The following is a 17,871-nucleotide window of genomic DNA, read 5'->3' as shown; positions in this document are numbered from 1 at the left end:
GCGGCTCGCTCACGATGTGGGCCTCCCGTCGGTGCGGGTAACGCGAACCCGCCTCTGGCGATCGCCGGCGCCCAACCGCAGCTCGGCGGCCGCGAACAGGCGATCGACGATCATGTAGTTGCCGCGAACGCGGTAGTTCACGAGCTCGGACGTGTTGCCCTCAGGGCCGACCACGAACAACGGCGGCATCTCGCCCTGGGCGATGCCCCGGGGGAACTCGATGAACACCTGCCGCCCATCGTCATAGGCGCGCAGCGGCCGCCAAGGCGCGCGGTCGCCCTCGATGGCGTAGCGGAAGTTGATGTTGGCGAGGTCGACGCCGGTAGCGACCGGCCGCGCCGCCTCGGCCTGCGCGTTCTGGCGGCGAAGCGCGATCAGCTGATCCTGCGGATACTGCCAGGAGACCGACGCCATATAGGTCCGCTCGGTGGAGCGCAGCTCCATATGGTAGGTGCGCAGGTTGGTGTTGATGACCAGGTTCGTCATCAGGTCCGCACGGGTCGGCTTCACCAGGATATGGACTTGGGTGGTCGCGCCGGAGCCGCTCTGGGTGTCGCCGATGATCCAGCGCACCGTGTCGCCGGCGGCCACCGGCCCCGAGCCGACGAGCTGTTCGCCGGGCTGGAGCGCAATGTCGGTGATCTGCCCGACGGCGGTATAGACTTGATAGAGCGCGCCCTGCGTCCACGGATAGACCTGCATGGCGTTGATGAAGCCGTCGCGAACCGGCTGCACCCGCGCGGCGGCATTGGCCTGGTTGACCCGCGCGGCAGGATCGGTCGGCTCGGGCGTCCGGCGACGTTCCTCTACCGGCTTCATCTGGCCGGGCAACGGCAGCGGGCGTGGCAGCTCCACGACCTGGACCGGCGCAGGCGGATCAACCGTCTGCACTGCGGGCGCGGCGTCGTCATACGAAATCTCGGGCGGCTTTTGCGTGGTGGCGCAGCCGGCGAGCGTGGTTGCTGAGAGCAGCAAAGCCGCGATTGTGGACGTGCGGAAAGCCGGGTTTCCGGCTCTACGGAAAGACGGCTTCATTGTCCAAGCTCCCGTGACCAGTTGATGGCGTTGACGTAGATGCCGAGCGGGTTCGCGCGCAGCCGGTCGGCATTGCTCGGGACCTGCACGACGATGGTGAGGATGGCGGTCCAGCGGCTCGTCTCGGCGAGCTGGCCGTTCTCGTAGCGGCGCTCGGTCCAGGCGACGCGGAACGAGTCCGGCGACGCCCGGATCACGCTCGAGACGTCGATCGCGACCTGGATCCGCCCGACCTTGGTGAAGGGGTCGTTCGAGCGTGCATAGTCGTTGAGCGCCGCGGCGCCGCGATCGGTGGTGAAATCGTAGGCGCGCAGCCAATTCTGGCGGACGATGATCGGGTCGGCGGGGATCGAGCGGACCTGCTCGATGAAGCGCGCGAGATGGAAGGCGATCTGGGGATCGGTGGGACGATAGTCCGCGACCGCGGGCGCGATCGCCTGCGCCTGGCCGAGCCGGTCGACCTGCACCACCCAGGGCACGACCGTGCCGCGCGCCGATTGCCAGACGAGCGCGGCCGCGAACCCGGCAGACAGGATCAGCGAGCCGAAGGCCATCAGCCGCCAGTTCCTGGCCTGGACGCGGGCGCCGCCGATCCGGTCATCCCAAACCTGGGCGGCGCGTTGGTAGGGCGTCTCGGGCTCGGGGGTCTTGCCGTAGTGTGTGGAAGGTCTTTTGAACATCAGCGGTCGCTTTCGGAGAGGTTGATGGAGGAGCCGCCGCCATGGCTGTCGCCGCTGCGCACCGCGTGCGCGGCGGCCGTCACGCCGTGGCTGAGGGCTTGGGAGCGTTTCATGCGGCGGGCCCAGGCGGGCGGCGCGTCACTGGCCGCCGACGAGGCTGCGTCCGTCGCGCCGCCGCCGATCGAGCCCATGGTCGACGAACCGCCCGTCGCCTCGAACGCGGTCTTGCCGCCCTCCGAGAAGCTCGACTTCATGCTGGCCGCGGCGCGGCGCAGCGGCGAAGTCGCCCCGCTGCCGGCGGCGCGGGCGACGCCGCCGAGGCCGGAAGCCACGCCAGCCGCGCCCGACTGACCCGCCGCACCGAGGCTGTAGGCGGTGGACGCGCCGCCCGCCATCGCGGCGCCGCCCCGTGCGGCGGCGGCCGCGCCGCCGGCCACGGCTCCGACACCACCGGCGGCCAGACCGGCCGCGGCGCCGCCGGCGGCGATCATGCCTCCGGCCGCGAGCCCGGTCCCGACCGCCGCGCCGGCGCCGAGCTGAGGGCCGCCGGACACCAGCCCGTTGGCGATGCCGGGCCCGAAGATGCCAAGTCCGAGCAGCGACAGTGCGGCGAGCACGATCGCCATGGCCTCATCGATAGTCGGATTGGCGCCGCCGAAACCGGCGGTGAACTCGGAGAACAGTGTCGAGCCGATACCGATGATGACGGCGAGCACCAGGACCTTGATGCCCGACGAGATGACGTTGCCGAGCACCCGCTCGGCCATGAAGGCGCTCTTTCCGAACAGGCCGAAGGGGATGAGCACGAAGCCGGCGAGAGTCGTCAGCTTGAATTCGATCAGGGTAACGAAGAGCTGGATGGCGAGGATGAAGAAGGCGAGCAGCACCAGCGCCCAAGCGAGGAACATGCAGGCGATCTGGATGAAGTTCTCGAAGAACGACCAGTAGCCCATCAGGCTGGAGATCGAATCGAGCAGCGGTCGGCCGGCATCGAGCCCGGTCTGCGCGACCTTGCCGGGGCGCAGCAGATCGGCGGTCGTGAAACCGGTGCCGGAGGCCTTCAGGCCGAGGCCGGCGAAGCTCTCGAAGACGATCCGCGCGAGGTTGTTCCAGTTGCCGATGATGTAGGCGAACACGCCGACGAACAGGGTCTTCTTGACCAGGCGCGCCATGATGTCGTCGTCGGCGCCCCAGCTCCAGAACAGGGCGGCGAGCGTTACGTCGATGACGATCAGCGTGGTCGCGATAAACGCGACCTCGCCACTCAAGAGGCCGAAGCCGCTGTCGATGTAGCGGGTGAAGATCTCGAGGAAATGATCGATGACGCCGGTGCCGCCCATGATGCTATCGGGCCTCGTCCAGCTGCGGCGCCATTTCCTTGCGGATCGGATCATCCGGCATGGAGCGAGTTCCGGCCGCGTCGGGCGGCGTCGGCGGAACCTCGGTGGCCGGGGTGGCGCGCACGCCCGGCCGCGCGCCGGGAGCAAGGAACCGCTCGCGGCTTTCCGCCCAGGCGGAGAGGCATGCCGGATCGCGGGGACCGGCTTCGCCGAGGCGCTGGCACCGGATCAGCTCCGCGCGCAGCGGGTCGGCCGCCACCGCGACGGCGGCGCGCGCGAACGCCGCCGCCGGTTCTTCCTCTTTCCGGGTCATCTCGATCGCCGTCGCAGTGACCGCGACAGCGACGAAGACGATGGCCCCGATCCGCGCGAAAAGCTTGCCGTCCATAAGCTCGCCCTCAGTTCCCGCTTGGGAACATCCGGGCGTTGCCGGGCTGATAGCCGACGCCGGGGGTCAGGAACCGTCGGCGCTGCTCGCGGCCCTGTTCGGCAGCCGCCGCGCGTTCGGCTTCCGAGAGCGATTGCGCGCGGCCGTTGGCGGCGACGACGGCGGTGAGATCGGCGAGCTGTTGGGCCTGGAGTGCGAGGAGCTGGTTGCCGGCCTGGGCCGCCTGCAACGCGCCGGTAGCGCCCTGGCTCTGGCCAACCAGCGCGGACAGCTGCGTGCGGTTGGTGTCGATGTTGCCGACGACGCCCGCCTGCACCCGCATCGCGTCCTGCAAACCGCCAACCGTGTTCTGCCAGCGCTCGCGGGCCTGGGCGACGAGCTGGGCGTCAGACGCGGAGAGTGAGGCGTTGCCGTAGGTCGACTGGAAGGCGCGGTCGACCTGCTGGACGTCGAAGGCGATGTTTTGCGCCTGATTCAGGAGCTGCTGGGTCCGCTGCACGGACTGTTGAAGCTGCTGCAACGAGGAGTAGGGGAGGCTGGCCAGATTGCGCGCTTGATTGATCAGCGATTGCGCTTCGTTCTGCAGCGAGGTGATCTGGTTGTTGATCTGCTGCAGCGCGCGCGCCGCCTGAAGGACGTTCTGGGCGTAGTTGGTCGGATCGTAGACCACCCACTGCGCAGCGGCCGGGGTGGTGAGGACCGGCGACAACGCGACGGGCACGGCGAAGATGCTGGCGGACAAAAGGGCCGCGCGCGAGCGACGAAGGATCATGGTCGGGTCTCCAGGTTGGTGAGGTCGGGGATCAGGTCGGCGGCCCAGCCGACGCCGCGCAGGCCCAGCCATTCGGCGAGGAAGGCGTCGCGGCCGTGCTCGGCGAGGACGCGCTCGATGGCGGCCTGGTCGGTCTTGGAGGATGCGGCGCATAGCGCCAGCGCGACCTCGCCGAGGCCGAGCTCGAACAGCCGGTTGCCGCGGCGGGACTGGCAGTAATAGTCGCGCTTGGGCATGGCCCGGGCGAGGATCTCGATCTGCCGGTCGTTGAGGCCGAAGCGCCGGTAGATCGCGGTGATCTGCGGCTCGATCGCCCGCTCGTTCGGCAGGAGCAGCCGGGTCTGGCAGCTCTCGATGATGGCGGGCGCGATGGCCGATCCATCGATGTCCGACAGCGACTGCGTGGCGAATACGACGGAGGCGTTCTTCTTCCTCAAGGTCTTCAGCCATTCCCGAAGCTGGCCGGCGAATCCCTCGTCATCGAGCGCCAGCCAGCCTTCGTCGACGATCAGCAAGGTCGGGCTGCCGTCGAGGCGGTCCTCGATGCGGTGGAACAGATAGGGGAGCACCGCTGGCGCCGCGCCGGTGCCGATCAGGCCCTCGGTCTCGAACGCCTGGACGGACGCTTGACCCAGATGCTCGCTCTCGGCGTCGAGCAGGCGACCGTAGGGGCCGCCGACGCAGTAGGGGCGGAGCGCCTGTTTGAGGTCGTTGGACTGCAGGAGGACTGCGAGCCCGGTGATCGTGCGCTCGCCCACCGGCGCGCTGGCCAGCGAGGTCAACGCCGTCCAGAGATGTTCCTTCACCTCGGGCGAGATGGTCACGCCCTCGCGCATGAGGATGGCGACGATCCAGTCGGCGGCCCAGGCGCGCTCGGGCACCTCCTGGATGCGGGCGAGCGGCTGCAGCGACACGCTGTCGGTGGCGCCTTCCGTCAAGCCGCCGCCGAGGTCGTGCCAGTCACCGCCACAAGCAAGCGCAGCCGCACGGATCGAGCCGCCGAAGTCGAAGGCGAAGACCTGCGAACCCGGGTATCGCCGGAACTGCAGCGCCATCAGCGCCAGCAGGACGGACTTGCCGGCGCCGGTCGGGCCAACCACCAGGGTGTGGCCGACGTCGCCGACGTGAAGGGAAAACCGGAACGGGGTGGAGCCTTCGGTCTTGCCGAACAGCAAGGGGGGCGCACCGAAATGCTCGTCCCGTTCCGGCCCCGCCCACACCGCTGACAGGGGAATCATGTGGGCGAGATTGAGGGTGGAGATCGGCGGTTGCCGAACATTGGCGTAGACATGACCCGGCAGGGAGCCGAGCCAGGCATCGACGGCGTTGACCGTCTCAGGCATCGCGGTGAAGTCGCGCCCCTGAATGACCTTCTCGACCAGGCGCAGCTTCTCGGCCGCGACGCGTGGATCAGCGTCCCAGACGGCGACGGTCGCCGTGACATAGGCCTGACCGGCATAATCGGCGCCGAGCTCCTGCAGCGCGAGATCGGCATCCGCCGCCTTGTTGGCTGCGTCGGTGTCAACCAGCACGGAGGCCTCGTTGGTCATCACCTCCTTCAGGATCGCGGCGATCGACTTGCGCTTGGAGAACCATTGCCGCCGGATCTTTGTCAGCAGCTTGGTGGCGTCGGTTTTGTCGAGCAGCACCGCGCGGGTCGACCAGCGATAGGGGAAGGCGAGGCGGTTGAGATCGTGGAGCAGGCCGGGCGTGGTCGCCGTTGGAAAGCCGACGATGGTGAGGACGCGCAGATGCGCCTCGCCGAGCCGCGGCTCGAGGCCGCCGGTCAGCGGCTGGTCCGCCAGCAGCGCGTCGAGATACATCGGCGTCTCGGGCACGCGCACGCGGTGGCGTTTGGTAGAGACGGTCGAATGAAGGTAGGTCAGCGTCTCGCCATCATCGAGCCAGGCGCATTCGGGCATGAAGCTCTCGACGAGCTGGAGCACGCGGTTGGTGCGATCGACGAAGCCGCGCAGCGCCTCCCAGGCGTCAACGCCCTTCTCGGCCTTGCCTTCGTAGAGCCAGCTTTCAGCGCGTGCGGCGTCCTCGGCCGGGGGCAGGAAGACGAAGGTGAGGAAATAGCTCGACTCGAAATGCGAGGCGTCTTCCTCGAAGTCGGCTTTGCGCTCGGCGTCGACCAGCGCGGATGCGGGCTCTGGAAAGCGGCTCGCCGGGTAGGCGCCGACGCTGTGACGCTGGGCCTCGACAAAGATCGCCCACCCGGAGCCCAGGCGGCGGAAGGCGTTGTTGAGCCGGCCGGCGACCGCGACGAGCTCAGCCGGCACCGCGGAATCGAGATCGGGCCCGCGGAAGCGTGCTGTGCGCTGGAAGCTGCCGTCCTTGTTGAGGACAACGCCTTCGCCAACCAGCGCCGCCCAAGGTAGGAAGTCGGCGAGGCGGGTCGAGGTCCGGCGATACTCGGCAAGGTTCATCATGCGGTCGGCCTCAGACGTTCAGGAAGCCGGGGATACGCAGGTGGCGGCGCACCACATCGACGAACTGCGGATCGCGCTTGGCCGCCCAGACGGCGGCAAGGTGCCCGACCGCCCAGAGTCCCAAGCCCACCAGCCAGAGGCGCAATCCGAGGCCAAGCGCCGCCGCCAGCGTGCCATTGAGGATGGCGATCGAGCGCGGCGCGCCGCCAAGCAGGATGTGCTCCGTCAAGGCGCGGTGCACCGGCACGCTGAAGCCAGGCACTTCGCCGGCGCTGTCGGCAAGGCCCGTCATCAAACGAGCGCCCCGCCGCCGAAGGAGAAAAACGACAGGAAGAAGCTCGATGCCGCGAAGGCGATCGAGAGGCCGAAGACGATCTGGATCAGCCGGCGGAAGCCGCCGCTCGTGTCGCCGAAGGCGAGCGTCAGGCCGGTGACGATGATGATGATCACCGCGATGATCTTGGCGACCGGTCCTTCGATGGACTGCAGGATCTGATTGAGCGGTTGCTCCCACGGCATGGACGAGCCGGAGGCGTGGGCGGCCGGCGCGAACGCAACGCTGAAAAGCGCGAGACTGACCGCCGTTGTGAGGCGGCGACGTAGGGCCAAGGACCGGCGGATCATGCGGGATCTCCTGAGGGGGGCTGGGTTGCGGGGGTTACGTGGTAGTCGCCGTCGGGACGGAGGCCCTCGATCCGGGCGAGTTCGGCCAGGCGGCGATTGGACCCGCGGCCGCTCAGCACCGCGACCAGATCGATCGTCTCGGCGATCAGGGCGCGCGGGACGGTGACGACGGCTTCCTGGATGAGCTGCTCGAGGCGGCGTAGCGCGCCTAGCGCGGTGCCGGCGTGGATTGTGCCGACGCCGCCAGGGTGGCCGGTGCCCCAGGCCTTCAAGAGGTCGAGCGCCTCGGACCCGCGCACCTCACCGATGGGGATACGGTCTGGTCGCAGGCGCAGCGACGAGCGGACCAGCTCAGAGAGGGTGGCGACGCCATCCTTGGTGCGCATCGCGACCAGGTTTGGGGCCGCGCATTGCAGCTCGCGCGTGTCCTCGATCAGGACGACGCGGTCGGCGGTCTTTGAGATCTCGGCGAGCAAGGCGTTGGTGAGCGTGGTCTTGCCGGTCGAGGTGCCGCCGGCCACGAGGATGTTGCGCCGATCGGCCACGGCGCGACGAAGGACGTCGGCCTGATCCGCCGACATGATCGCGGACGCGACGTAGTCCTGCAGCGTAAAGACCGCGACGGCGGGCTTGCGGATCGCGAAGGCCGGCGCCGCCACGACGGGGGGCAACAGCCCCTCGAACCGCTCTCCGGTTTCGGGCAGCTCGGCTGAGACGCGTGGTGCGCCGGCATGAACCTCGGCGCCGACGTGATGCGCCACCAGGCGCACGATACGCTCGCCGTCGGCGGCGGACAGGCACTCTCCCGTATCAGACAGCCCCTCGGACAGGCGGTCGATCCAGAGCCGCCCGTCGGGGTTGAGCATCACCTCGACGACTGTGGGGTCTTCCAGGAATCCGGCGATGGCGGGGCCGAGCGCGGTGCGCAACATGCGCGCGCCGCGTAAGCTCGCCTCGGATCGCTGGTGAGAAGCCGCCATGTCGTCCCCGTTCGTGAAGGGACCGCGGACGAGCGGCCCTGGATCGGGGATGAGTAGAAGAGGCAGAAATGTGGGCGCGGCAACAAGGGAATGCGTTCGTAGAACCGTAGCGTAGAAATACAGGTAAAGGGCGGACCTGCGGAATAGCTTGCGATCCTTCGCCGGTCAGCGTGCCCAACTTTGGAGATCGTCCAATGGCGCTAAAGAGATATCTCGAATGTGCTGTAGCTCTCGAACCCCGTACTCAATCACTTCCGCGATCATATCGCAGAGAGCTTCTGGGCACTCGCATGGCCAGGATCGCTTGTAAGAAAGACCGTCTGCCATTGGGTGCGAATACGTCGGAATCGGATAGATCGCGCGCAGTACCAAGCGACCTTACGTCGCCCGCGGACGCGCGACTGACATCCTTCTCAATTTCGAAGTCGACGATGTTGACACCGTGCATGGCCAGGTTGTTGCCGACGGGATCCCTATGCTCCTGTCCTTGCGCGATGAGGACTTCGGCCAGCGCCACTTCATCACTAGCGACCCCAACGGGGGTGCTGATCGACATCATCAAGCCGATCCCGGCCAGCGCGGAGTTCGCAGCCAGCTATGTTACCGGGGATTCGCCGAGGTAGCGAAATCGACCGCAGACAAAGCCTTGCGGACCTCCAGGCTGCCGGGAACGCGACGGAAGCCAATCGAGGCGTTGAGCCGAAGCGCCGCAGTATTGGCGTCGAGGTTCGTTGTCCGCATCGTCGTGATGCCCGACATTTGCGCCGCAGCGATCAGGCGCAGCTTGAGCGCGAGGCCGACATGCCTGCCGCGCCAGTCGGGCAACACGCCAGTGAAGTAGGAATAGATCTCCTGGCCCAAAGCGTGGCCGATGGTGAGGCCGACGGGTCTGCCGTTAAACCCGGCAACAACGACCCATTCCGGTCGCGAGGCCGGAGTCTCGCGCAGTACCGAAAAACAGCGCGCCAACGTCCATGACGGGAGGTCTCGCATGTCGGGCGCATCGGCGATGAGGGTCTGCAACAGCATCGCCACCGCCTTCCACTGCGCCTCACTGGCTCCGGTCATGTCCGAGAGCGTCACCCCCGCGCGCACTGCCGACTGACCGTCGAAGGTCCGAAGGTCGAGCAGACTGTCGCAACGCAGCGCGTGGCGCTGAAACCCGCGTGCCTCGGCCCAGGCCTGCGGACCGGATGCTGCCTCAGGTATCGTGGCGACAAGCCCCCGAAAACCGCGCCCGATGGCTTCGCTCTCCACAAGGCCGAGCATGGTGCTGCCTCTCCCCCGGCCGCGATGATCGGGATCGACAGTGACCTGCACGGCAAGATGATCAGATAGCGCATAGGGCGAGTTGGCGATCTGCCCGAGGGCAACGGCCCGGTCATTGTCGTAACCAAGCCAGCGCAGACGCAGATCGCCCGCCGGCCATCGTGCCTCGCGGTCCAGGAACTCGGGCAGGCTGATCGGCGTGAGCCGAAGCAGGTTCATCAGGCGCAATGCGTCTTCGGCACGATCCATCGTGAAGGGCACGATCCTCACCTTGGCGTCTCCGCAGGTATCTCAACGCCATCGACGAAGATCCGTCCGCTTGGGGCAAGCGCCGCGCGAATTCGCGGCCAGGCGCGAGCGCCGGCCGCGGGATGACGGCCGTCGAGCGCGCCGACGCGGACCGCCACGACAAGATCGAACGGCGCCTCGCCGGGTCCCATCACGAAATCCTCGGCCGCCACCGTTCGGAATGACAGACGGCCGGCAGCGACCTGCTCCTTGGAGCCTGCGATCGCCTGCGCGATGGCCCGGTCTGACCGGTCGATCCCGAGCACATACCCGCTGCCGATCGCCGACGACATGGCGCGCGTCAGCGCTCCGGGACCGCATCCCACCTCGAGCACGCGTATACAGGGCGAGAGAGGCAGGGCTTCGAGGATTGCCTTCAGACGTAGGGACAGCCGTTCAGTCACTTTTCTCCTCCGGACAGGCTCGGTGGCTTCGACGGGTTTGGTGCGACGACGTCGTCCGTGTCGTTTGGTTTCATCATGACCTTCGCTCCGCCGGATGGAAGACACCTTTCCATATGGCTAGGTATCTTGACGAGCACTGTGCCAAGTCAATAGATAGCCATATGGCTAACCTTGATTCGATTTTCCACGGACTCGCTGATCCCACCCGCCGTGCGGTGATCGCCCGGCTGGCAGCCGGCCCCGCGCCTGTCTCTGAGCTTGCCGCGCCGCATGACATGGCGCTGCCGAGCTTCCTCAAGCACCTGAAGGTGCTGGAGGCGGGCGGATGGATTGAATCCGACAAGGCCGGCCGCATCCGCACCTGTCGGCTCAAGGCTGAAACGGCGAAAGCCGCCGAAGGCTGGCTGGGCCAGCAGCGGTCACTTTGGGAGGCGCGTCTCGACCGCCTCGATGCATTTCTAGCGAATCTACCCGGTGAAGGAGAAAATAGTGACGCATGATGCCAAACTCGATCTCGTGCTGGAGCGGACGGTCAGGGCCACACCCGCCCAGCTCTGGCGCGCGTGGACGGAGCCCGACCTGCTCAAGCAATGGTTCGCACCGAAACCTTGGACGGTAGCGCGCGTCGCGATCGACCCCCGCGCCGGGGGAATCTTCTCGGTCGTGATGGCGTCGCCGGACGGCGCCGAAATGGATGAAACGCCAGGCTGCGTGCTGCTGGCAGAGCCTCGGAAGCGTATGGTATGGACCGATGCGGTCGGGCCCGAGTTCCGTCCGAATTCCGAAACCTTCATGACCGCCGACATCACGATGGAGGCGGTGGAAGGCGGCACCCGCTATCGGGCACTGGTGCGCCACAAGTCAGACGCAGACCGTCAGAAGCATGAGGAGATGGGCTTCCATGATGGCTGGGGCACGTGCCTCAACCAGCTCGAAGCCTTGGCCGGAGGGCTCTGATGGCGGGCAACCCGATCAAGCACGGAAGCTTCACCATCGAACGGAATTACTCTGCGCTGCCGGCCAAGGTTTTCGCGGCGTTCGCGCAGGCCGACGCGCGGCGCAAGTGGCTGGTCTTCGCCGACGGCTGGACCATCCATGAGTATCGGCCAGCCGAACCGACCGTGGCAGGCGCCGTTGAGTTCACCCGGTTCAGCCCCCGGGGAGCGGACTTCGTCCTCACGAACGCCACGACCTGGCTGCACGTAGATGAGGGCAACACGCTCATCTACGCCTACCACATGACATTGGAGGGGACGCCGCTGTCCTCTTCGCTCGTCACCATCAGCTTCAACTCCGATGGCGCCGGTACGCGTTTGGAGCTGACCGAACAGGGCGCCTACTTCGACGGCGACATCGCCGGCCGGGAAGCAGGTACGAGAGCGCTCCTCGATGAAGTGGAGAAGGTGCTTTGAAAGGAGGATCGCTGAACAGCCCGACGCAATCAGCGAACGGAGTGGTCGAATGATGCGTGCCAGCGATGAGGTCACGCTGGCCGGGATCATGACCGAAGCGGCGCAGCGTAAGGGGCTGCCCTTGATCGTCGCGGTTGATGGCAGAAGTGGTGTCGGCAAATCGACGTTGGCGAGGACGCTCGCCGAGCGGGTCGAGGCCTGCGTGATCGAGGGCGACGACTTTTATGCGGGCGGGATCGAGCTTCGGGCGGATAGCGCCGTAGCGCGCGCAGCGGCCTGCATCGATTGGACGAGACAACGATCGGTGCTCCAAGGCCTTGCGGCCGGCCGGGAGGCATGTTGGCGCGCCTTCGACTGGGACGCTTTCGATGGACGGCTGCGCGATGAGCCGACGTGGATCGGCCCAAGGCCGATCGTGATCCTGGAAGGGGTCTATGCGGCGCGTCCGGAACTGGCCGACCTGCTCGATCTGCGCGTCGCGCTCTTGGCGCCGGACGATGTGCGCTTGGCGCGGTTGGCCGCTCGGGAAGGAGCGATCGGACCTTGGGAGCGGCAGTGGCATGAAGCTGAGGATTTCTACTTCAAGAGCGTGATGCCCCCTGACGCGTTTGACGTGGCCATTAATCTCACCCCCTGAGCCCGAGCGTCGCAAACCTGGTCGCGTAGCCGAGGTGGTCCCGGCACCGATCAATTGCCGCCTGCAGGAACGTCCTCCGAGATTTCCTGTCGCAGCTTCGGCCCCTTGGCGAGTCGCCGGCCGAGGGCCGCGACGAACGCATCGTAGCGCTCGCCGGCCTGTGCGCGGGCGGCGGCTTGGGCCGGCTCAGGCAAGGGTGGATTGGTCGTGAGCCAGAAGCGCACGAAGACCGCCAGTGTCTCGACCGAGATACCGAGGTCGCGTTCCATGCGCGTCATGCGCCGATCGAGTTGATCGAGCCGCTTCGTCGTGGCCGCCTCCTGCCGCTCGGCGGCGTCGGGAGACAGGAAGGACGCGATGGCCGCCTCCGCGACGAGAGAGCGCGAATGATCCCGGCGCGCGGCATAATCCGCCAGCGCCTTCATGACCTCCCGGTCGAGGTAGACGGACAAGCGCTGTTTTTTCGAGCTTGATGCCATCGCCGCCTCTCACAGCTCCATGCCGTCGTTGGGATCAAGCGACACTTGCCGGGCCACACCCTGCACGAGCCGGTTCATCCGGCTGATCCGGGCGCTGTCGTCTTCGGCGTCATCATCGAGATCTGCCGCAAACTCGTTCTCGATCGGGACCTTCTTCTCGACCGCTTGGGCGTGGCTCAATTCGGGCTGGTGGCGGCGCTCCGATCCCGTCGGATCCTCACCGTCAGTCCCGCCCTGCTCGACGGCTGGTTCGGTTTGCGGTGACCGCGGCAACGGCAAGGCGCTCCAATCGTCGGGATTTGCCTCAGGCGACTTCGCCAAAGAGGGCGGTGGCAGGATGCGCTCCTGGAAGCGCCGGTCCTCGAAATAGCGCGCCTTTTTTGCGCGGATCGGCGGCGTCCCAGCCACCATGACGATCTCATCGGCCGGTGGGAGCTGCATCACCTCGCCGGGGGTGAGCAGCGGCCGCGCCGTCTCCGAGCGCGAGACCATAAGGTGGCCGAGCCAGGGCGAGAGGCGGTGCCCGGCATAGTTCTTCATCGCGCGCATCTCGGTCGCGGTTCCGAGCGCATCGGAAACCCGCTTGGCGGTACGCTCGTCGTTTGTCGCGAAGCTGACCCGGACATGGCAGTTGTCGAGGATCGAGTTGTTCGGCCCGTAAGCCTTCTCGATCTGGTTCAGCGACTGCGCGATCAGGAAGCTCTTCAGGCCGTAGCCGGCCATGAAAGCCAAGGCGCTTTCGAAGAAGTCCAGGCGTCCGAGCGCGGGAAACTCATCGAGCATCAGGAGCAGCCGGTGGCGTCCGCCTTTGGCCTGCAGGTCCTCGGTCAGCCGTCGGCCGACCTGGTTGAGGATCAGGCGGATCAGCGGCTTGGTGCGCGCGATGTCGGAGGGCGGCACCACCAGATAAAGCGTGGTGGGTCGTTTCCCCCCAATGATATCCGTAATGCACCAGTCGCAACGGCGCGTGACTGCGGCGACGACGGGATCGCGGTAGAGGCCGAGGAACGACATCGCGGTAGAGAGCACGCCTGACCGTTCGTTGTCCGATTTGTTGAGCAGCTCGCGCGCGGCGCTGGCGATGACCGGGTGGGGACCGGCCTCGCCGAGATGCGCGGTCTTCATCATGGCGGCCAGTGTCGATTCGATCGGTCGCTTCGGGTCGGAAAGGAAAGCGGCGACACCGGCCAGCGTCTTGTCGGCTTCGGCGTAGAGGACATGGAGGATGGCGCCGACGAGGAGCGCGTGGCTGGTCTTCTCCCAATGGTTCCGTTTCTCCAGGCTCCCTTCCGGATCGACCAGGATGTCGGCGATGTTCTGGACGTCGCGTACCTCCCACTCGCCGCGGCGGACCTCGAGCAGAGGATTGTAAGCGGCCGACTGCGCATTGGTGGGATCGAACAGCAGCACCCGGCCGTGCCGGGCGCGAAAGCCCGCAGTGAGCTGCCAGTTCTCACCCTTGATGTCGTGGACGATCGCGGAGCCCGGCCAGGTCAGAAGCGACGGAACGACGAGGCCGACTCCTTTGCCGGACCGGGTCGGAGCAAAGCAGAGCACATGCTCGGGTCCATCATGACGGAGATAGGCGCGGTCGAGCTTGCCGAGCACTACGCCATCGGGTCCGAGTAACCCGGCGGACCTCACCTCGTCCGGGCGTGCCCATCGCGCCGAGCCGTAGGTCTCGACGTTCTTGGCCTCGCGTGCCCGCCACACCGACATGCCGATCGCGACCGCTATCGAAATGAAGCCACCCGATGCGGCGATATAGGCGCCTTCGACGAAGATCGGCGGCGCATAGGCATCGTAGAAATACCACCACCAGAAGAAGGCCGGTGGGTAGTAGATGGGCCAGCCGAACAGCTCGAACCAGGGTGAGCCGAGCTGCGGCTGGAAGCCGAGCCGCCAAGCCGTCCATTGCGTCGCCGCCCATGTGGTCAGGACCACGATCAGCAAGACGGTGAGGATCTGACCCCATAGGATTTTCGTGGCAGACAAGCAGATTTCCTCGACGGTGACTGCATCGAGGTCAGTGCTTGGCCGGCCAGATTGCAAGACGCGTTTTCGGGGATCGCATTGCCGGCAACCTTGGCGCGCGAATACAGGTCTTGGCGTAGAAAGTTTCATTGTCCGAGACCGGCGCCCGCATGACACCTGACCCCGTATTGCGCTGGGGCAGGCATTTCTCGCCATCGGCCGGTTCGCGATGATCGCCTGGGGCCGGACTTCTAGCCCGTGCCAAAGGCGACGCTACGGATAGGCAGCTTTTGCCATATCGGCGACGGGCGGCTGACTGACTATGCGGGCGAACCCCAAGGTGAGCATTTGAACGGCGCGCTCAGCAGCTGACTCCCTGTGGAGTCCGGAATGTCGGCCTTTGCGACAAGAACCGATTGAACCGGAGGCTAGAAATAAGGCCCGTTGCTCAGGCGCTGGGAGATCCACCATATGTTGCCTGCGGGATCTCTGATGCCCCCTTGCAGATCTCCATAAGGCATGTCGGCCGTATCCATGATCTTGTCGGCGCCAGCTCCCAATGCTTTGTCCATCGCTGCATCGGCATCGTCGACGTAAAGGTAAAAGGCAGCTGAGCTCGCTGGAAAATCCTCGGACGCTTCGCTGATCATGATCGTCGCGGTCTCGAATCTCATCTGGCAATTGGCGATGCGGCCGTCGGGAGCGATGCTTCTACCGATTTCGCGCGCGCCGAATGCGGCCTCGAGGAAGCGTACATAATCCTCGCCTCCATCTACAAAAATGTACGGCGTCACCACCGCGAAACCTTCTGGAACGGGCATGTCACTCTTCCTTTGGGTGCGAAATACGATGTCTAGCTCAGCCTTTAAGGTCAACGCGGAAGCCTACGTTTGGCGGAAACGTCATCACCGCGGTCGAACGCTGGCAGTGTGCCAGCCTGTAGCGACGCCATCCAGGTGGCGGGCACGCTCGTCGGCCAGGCCACGTTGGCCCCCTGTCCAACGATGGGGTCTCGGCTTCCTGTAAACTATTCCAAAACGCAACTCCAACTATAGGCCGAGGCCCCGCTTGCGGCCGAAGCTCCAGTCGACGCCGCCGTCGCCGCGCGAGACGCCGGAAACATGCTGACCGAGCTGCCTTTCCAGCGAGGGGGACCAAGGCACGAGCTGGAAGCCGAGCCCGTCGTCGATCATCGCGAACCGGCCCGAGGCGAGCGTGAAGCGCTGTCGGTAGCTGCCGGCGACATACTCGCCGGCCGCGGCGCGGGTCAGCGGCCGGCCGATTTCGGTCGTCAACTGTTTCGCGAGGGCGTTCAACTCACGCTGGCGGAGCGTCTCGATCAGCCCGGGTCGGAAGCTGACGCCGCGAGCCTGGCGTTCGGCAAGACCTTGCCCGATCAAATGTTCGGCGCGTGCGTCCATCGCGTGGCGAACCTCCGCGCCGAAACCGGCACCGCCGAGCGCGACCGGCTCGCGCGCGATCGCCTGCCGGTCCAGCCAGGTGGCGCCGCTCGCGGTAATCTGTTGTTCGATCGCCAGGTCCGAGCGGACCGCCAACGCGACCCGTCGCTGACCCCGCGCGTCGTCGAATTTGCGGAGTTCGACGATCGAGCCCGGCGCACTGTCGCCGGCGGCGTCGAGGTCGGCGAGTCTGACGTGGTGCGTGCGGCCATCGACGCCGTCGATCACGGCGAAGGCTGTGCCCTTCAGCTCGTCGTCGAGGCCGCGGGCGACCAGCCGGCCGACGACGGGATCGTCGAGGCTCTCGCCGGCCAACACGTAGCTCGCCGTGCCGCGCTCGATGCCGCGCTCCGAAAGCCCACGATGGATGCGCTTGATGATGTCGCCGCGCTCGCCGAGCTCGCGCAGCGTCGCCTCGGCCTTCTCTGATACCGACCACTGGCCGGGGCCGATCTGGTCGGCGAGTCCCAGTGACTCCAGCTTGCGCAGCCGTCCGACCTTGAGGGCATGGAATTCATCGGGCTGGCGGTCTGGATGCGGTGCGAGGTCGATGACGCCGGTCCGGTAGGTGTCGCGGGCGAGCTGGCGATCGAGATTGGTCCAGCGCTCTGCTTCGATCTGGCGTTCGAGCGTGCGGCGGATCTCCTGATCGGTCCGGACGCCGAGCTCCTGGGTGATCAGGTCGCGCGCGCGATCGCGCATGCCTTCCTTGATGTAGTCCCGCGCGATGACAAGATTTTCGCCGTCGTCGCGCACGCCGCGGAGGATCAGGTGGACGTGCGGATGTTCGGTATTCCAGTGCGCGACGCCGACCCAGTCGAGCCCGGTCCCGAGATCCTTCTCCATCTGGCCGACGAGCTCGCGAGTAAAGCCTTTGAGGTCGGACATCTCGACGGCGTCGTCGGGCGAGACGATGAAGCGGAAATGATGGCGGTCCTCCTCGCACCGTGCCGAGAAGGCCTTGGGATCGGCGTCGTCGATTTCGGGGCCGAACAGCCGGGCCTTCTCTCCATCCCGGGTGACGCCTTCGCGGCGCAGATAGCTCAAGTGGGTGGCGAGCGGCGCGCCTCGTCCCGTGTGGCGCACGACGCGCGCCTTGATCACGGCGCCGCGCGACCGGGCGGTGATGAAGCGATTGGCCTGGACCGAGGCGCGCTGGCCGCGGCCGAAGCGCGAGCGATGGCCGGGTCCGATCGCGCCCTTGCGTGAGACCGATCCGCCTGCGCGCTGGGCGGCGGCCAGCGCCTGGGCGATGAAGGGTCGCGCCCGGTGCGCGCTGGTCGAGCGGATGCGGCCCGGCCGGATGCGGAACTCGTCCTCGCCGCTCATTGTGCCCAGTTCGCACATCGCGCGATCGCGCTGATCTGCCGAGGAAAATACCGAAGTCGCAGGCTGCGCCTCTCATGCGCACATCGCGAATTTGCCGCATAAGTCCCTGAAAAAGCACGACCGACCCGAAGCGCACATCGCGCCCCTTTATCCTGCCATCGTGCGGTTGTGTTGCCTGCTTCTCCTCCCGAAGGTCGCCAGAAGACGCCGGGGCACGCTAGCCTGTCTTATTCACCGGGAAGGCGCGGAAGGCTGGCGGGAGTGGCGTAAGCCTCTGATCTGAATTAGGAACTGGGTGTCTAAGCCGAACCTGCCGCAGGGCAGAAAATGCCACAGGCCACACCCGCCATGACCGACGATATCGC

Annotated in this window: 20 protein-coding genes; 4 read left to right on the top strand and 16 right to left on the bottom strand. The window is 66.6% G+C overall.

Features of this window, described 5'->3' with window-relative positions; genetic code table 11:
* Positions 1 to 9: 9 nt before the first annotated feature.
* From trbG to J0I47_RS14975, 12 genes are all read right to left on the bottom strand, one after another.
* Positions 10 to 1,035 carry a P-type conjugative transfer protein TrbG gene (gene trbG, locus J0I47_RS15030; protein ID WP_116970735.1) on the bottom strand — a complete coding sequence of 342 codons (1,026 nt, stop codon included), beginning with the start codon at positions 1,033 to 1,035 and terminating at the stop codon, positions 10 to 12.
* Positions 1,032 to 1,715, bottom strand: a complete 684-nt coding sequence (trbF, locus tag J0I47_RS15025; protein WP_116970736.1) for a conjugal transfer protein TrbF — start codon at positions 1,713 to 1,715, stop codon at positions 1,032 to 1,034. Before trbF ends, trbG begins: the two co-directional genes overlap by 4 nt.
* Complete coding sequence (gene trbL, locus J0I47_RS15020) at positions 1,715 to 3,055, bottom strand: P-type conjugative transfer protein TrbL (protein WP_137900593.1); 1,341 nt, start codon at positions 3,053 to 3,055, stop codon at positions 1,715 to 1,717. The genes trbF and trbL overlap by 1 nt, the downstream gene beginning before the upstream one ends.
* A gap of 4 nt (positions 3,056 to 3,059) precedes the next feature.
* Positions 3,060 to 3,443 (bottom strand): putative entry exclusion protein TrbK-alt, encoded by a 384-nt coding sequence (trbK-alt, locus tag J0I47_RS15015; protein ID WP_137900594.1) that lies wholly within the window; start codon positions 3,441 to 3,443, stop codon positions 3,060 to 3,062.
* 10 nt (positions 3,444 to 3,453) lie between these two features.
* Positions 3,454 to 4,215 carry a P-type conjugative transfer protein TrbJ gene (gene trbJ, locus J0I47_RS15010; protein WP_137900595.1) on the bottom strand — a complete coding sequence of 254 codons (762 nt, stop codon included), beginning with the start codon at positions 4,213 to 4,215 and terminating at the stop codon, positions 3,454 to 3,456.
* Positions 4,212 to 6,650: a conjugal transfer protein TrbE gene (gene trbE, locus J0I47_RS15005; RefSeq protein WP_137900596.1), complete on the bottom strand. Its 2,439-nt coding sequence runs from the start codon at positions 6,648 to 6,650 to the stop codon at positions 4,212 to 4,214. The genes trbJ and trbE overlap by 4 nt, the downstream gene beginning before the upstream one ends.
* A 10-nt stretch (positions 6,651 to 6,660) precedes the next feature.
* A complete protein-coding gene (locus J0I47_RS15000) occupies positions 6,661 to 6,942 on the bottom strand; it encodes a VirB3 family type IV secretion system protein (protein WP_065998026.1) in 282 nt (93 codons plus the stop codon).
* On the bottom strand, positions 6,942 to 7,274 hold the full coding sequence (locus tag J0I47_RS14995; RefSeq protein WP_033965391.1) for a TrbC/VirB2 family protein: 333 nt from the start codon (positions 7,272 to 7,274) through the stop codon (positions 6,942 to 6,944). The genes J0I47_RS15000 and J0I47_RS14995 overlap by 1 nt, the downstream gene beginning before the upstream one ends.
* The gene (gene trbB / locus J0I47_RS14990) at positions 7,271 to 8,254 is read right to left on the bottom strand and encodes a P-type conjugative transfer ATPase TrbB (RefSeq protein ID WP_137900597.1); all 984 of its coding nucleotides are present in this window, start codon (positions 8,252 to 8,254) and stop codon (positions 7,271 to 7,273) included. Before trbB ends, J0I47_RS14995 begins: the two co-directional genes overlap by 4 nt.
* A gap of 244 nt (positions 8,255 to 8,498) precedes the next feature.
* On the bottom strand, positions 8,499 to 8,813 hold the full coding sequence (locus J0I47_RS14985) for a hypothetical protein (RefSeq protein WP_154696363.1): 315 nt from the start codon (positions 8,811 to 8,813) through the stop codon (positions 8,499 to 8,501).
* 41 nt (positions 8,814 to 8,854) lie between these two features.
* The gene (locus J0I47_RS14980; protein ID WP_294047769.1) at positions 8,855 to 9,784 is read right to left on the bottom strand and encodes a GNAT family N-acetyltransferase; all 930 of its coding nucleotides are present in this window, start codon (positions 9,782 to 9,784) and stop codon (positions 8,855 to 8,857) included.
* A gap of 5 nt (positions 9,785 to 9,789) precedes the next feature.
* Positions 9,790 to 10,215 (bottom strand): class I SAM-dependent methyltransferase, encoded by a 426-nt coding sequence (locus tag J0I47_RS14975; protein ID WP_137900599.1) that lies wholly within the window; start codon positions 10,213 to 10,215, stop codon positions 9,790 to 9,792.
* Between the two features lie 161 nt (positions 10,216 to 10,376).
* Here J0I47_RS14975 and J0I47_RS14970 point away from each other — a divergent pair, with 161 nt between their 5' ends.
* Genes J0I47_RS14970 through J0I47_RS14955 form a run of 4 tightly spaced genes read left to right on the top strand, consistent with a single transcriptional unit; the run spans position 10,377 to position 12,264 of the window.
* Complete coding sequence (locus tag J0I47_RS14970) at positions 10,377 to 10,715, top strand: metalloregulator ArsR/SmtB family transcription factor (protein ID WP_116970616.1); 339 nt, start codon at positions 10,377 to 10,379, stop codon at positions 10,713 to 10,715.
* Entirely contained in the window at positions 10,705 to 11,172 is a 468-nt protein-coding gene (locus tag J0I47_RS14965) for an SRPBCC family protein (RefSeq protein WP_116970615.1), read from the top strand. Before J0I47_RS14970 ends, J0I47_RS14965 begins: the two co-directional genes overlap by 11 nt.
* Positions 11,172 to 11,627, top strand: coding sequence for an SRPBCC domain-containing protein (locus J0I47_RS14960; RefSeq protein WP_137900600.1), 456 nt, complete (start codon positions 11,172 to 11,174; stop codon positions 11,625 to 11,627). Before J0I47_RS14965 ends, J0I47_RS14960 begins: the two co-directional genes overlap by 1 nt.
* 49 nt (positions 11,628 to 11,676) lie before the next feature.
* A complete protein-coding gene (locus tag J0I47_RS14955; RefSeq protein WP_157973342.1) occupies positions 11,677 to 12,264 on the top strand; it encodes a (d)CMP kinase in 588 nt (195 codons plus the stop codon).
* 50 nt (positions 12,265 to 12,314) lie between these two features.
* Here J0I47_RS14955 and J0I47_RS14950 read toward each other — a convergent pair whose 3' ends face one another.
* The 4 genes from J0I47_RS14950 to J0I47_RS14935 form a co-directional block, all read right to left on the bottom strand.
* Complete coding sequence (locus J0I47_RS14950; protein WP_116970689.1) at positions 12,315 to 12,743, bottom strand: CopG family transcriptional regulator; 429 nt, start codon at positions 12,741 to 12,743, stop codon at positions 12,315 to 12,317.
* 9 nt (positions 12,744 to 12,752) lie between these two features.
* Positions 12,753 to 14,738 (bottom strand): conjugal transfer protein TraG, encoded by a 1,986-nt coding sequence (locus J0I47_RS14945; RefSeq protein WP_137900601.1) that lies wholly within the window; start codon positions 14,736 to 14,738, stop codon positions 12,753 to 12,755.
* Positions 14,739 to 15,145: 407 nt separating this feature from the next.
* A complete protein-coding gene (locus tag J0I47_RS14940; protein ID WP_137900602.1) occupies positions 15,146 to 15,538 on the bottom strand; it encodes a VOC family protein in 393 nt (130 codons plus the stop codon).
* Between the two features lie 228 nt (positions 15,539 to 15,766).
* Entirely contained in the window at positions 15,767 to 17,506 is a 1,740-nt protein-coding gene (locus J0I47_RS14935; RefSeq protein ID WP_137900603.1) for a VirD2 family relaxase/mobilization nuclease, read from the bottom strand.
* Positions 17,507 to 17,871 lie beyond the last annotated feature (365 nt).

The organism is Sphingomonas sp., from assembly GCF_017304635.1.
Classification (GTDB): domain Bacteria; phylum Pseudomonadota; class Alphaproteobacteria; order Sphingomonadales; family Sphingomonadaceae; genus Sphingomonas.
The sequence above is the reverse complement of the archived record's forward strand: the minus strand, read 5'-3'. Positions and strand labels throughout refer to the sequence as shown.

Coding starts and splice junctions, on each gene's coding strand:
- trbG (WP_116970735.1), bottom strand. CDS start 1,035: ATGAAGCCGTCTTTCCGTAGAGCCGGAAACCCGGCTTTCCGCACGTCC.
- trbF (WP_116970736.1), bottom strand. CDS start 1,715: ATGTTCAAAAGACCTTCCACACACTACGGCAAGACCCCCGAGCCCGAG.
- trbL (WP_137900593.1), bottom strand. CDS start 3,055: ATGGGCGGCACCGGCGTCATCGATCATTTCCTCGAGATCTTCACCCGC.
- trbK-alt (WP_137900594.1), bottom strand. CDS start 3,443: ATGGACGGCAAGCTTTTCGCGCGGATCGGGGCCATCGTCTTCGTCGCT.
- trbJ (WP_137900595.1), bottom strand. CDS start 4,215: ATGATCCTTCGTCGCTCGCGCGCGGCCCTTTTGTCCGCCAGCATCTTC.
- trbE (WP_137900596.1), bottom strand. CDS start 6,650: ATGATGAACCTTGCCGAGTATCGCCGGACCTCGACCCGCCTCGCCGAC.
- J0I47_RS15000 (WP_065998026.1), bottom strand. CDS start 6,942: ATGACGGGCCTTGCCGACAGCGCCGGCGAAGTGCCTGGCTTCAGCGTG.
- J0I47_RS14995 (WP_033965391.1), bottom strand. CDS start 7,274: ATGATCCGCCGGTCCTTGGCCCTACGTCGCCGCCTCACAACGGCGGTC.
- trbB (WP_137900597.1), bottom strand. CDS start 8,254: ATGGCGGCTTCTCACCAGCGATCCGAGGCGAGCTTACGCGGCGCGCGC.
- J0I47_RS14985 (WP_154696363.1), bottom strand. CDS start 8,813: ATGATGTCGATCAGCACCCCCGTTGGGGTCGCTAGTGATGAAGTGGCG.
- J0I47_RS14970 (WP_116970616.1), top strand. CDS start 10,377: ATGGCTAACCTTGATTCGATTTTCCACGGACTCGCTGATCCCACCCGC.
- J0I47_RS14960 (WP_137900600.1), top strand. CDS start 11,172: ATGGCGGGCAACCCGATCAAGCACGGAAGCTTCACCATCGAACGGAAT.
- J0I47_RS14955 (WP_157973342.1), top strand. CDS start 11,677: ATGATGCGTGCCAGCGATGAGGTCACGCTGGCCGGGATCATGACCGAA.
- J0I47_RS14950 (WP_116970689.1), bottom strand. CDS start 12,743: ATGGCATCAAGCTCGAAAAAACAGCGCTTGTCCGTCTACCTCGACCGG.
- J0I47_RS14940 (WP_137900602.1), bottom strand. CDS start 15,538: ATGCCCGTTCCAGAAGGTTTCGCGGTGGTGACGCCGTACATTTTTGTA.
- J0I47_RS14935 (WP_137900603.1), bottom strand. CDS start 17,506: ATGAGCGGCGAGGACGAGTTCCGCATCCGGCCGGGCCGCATCCGCTCG.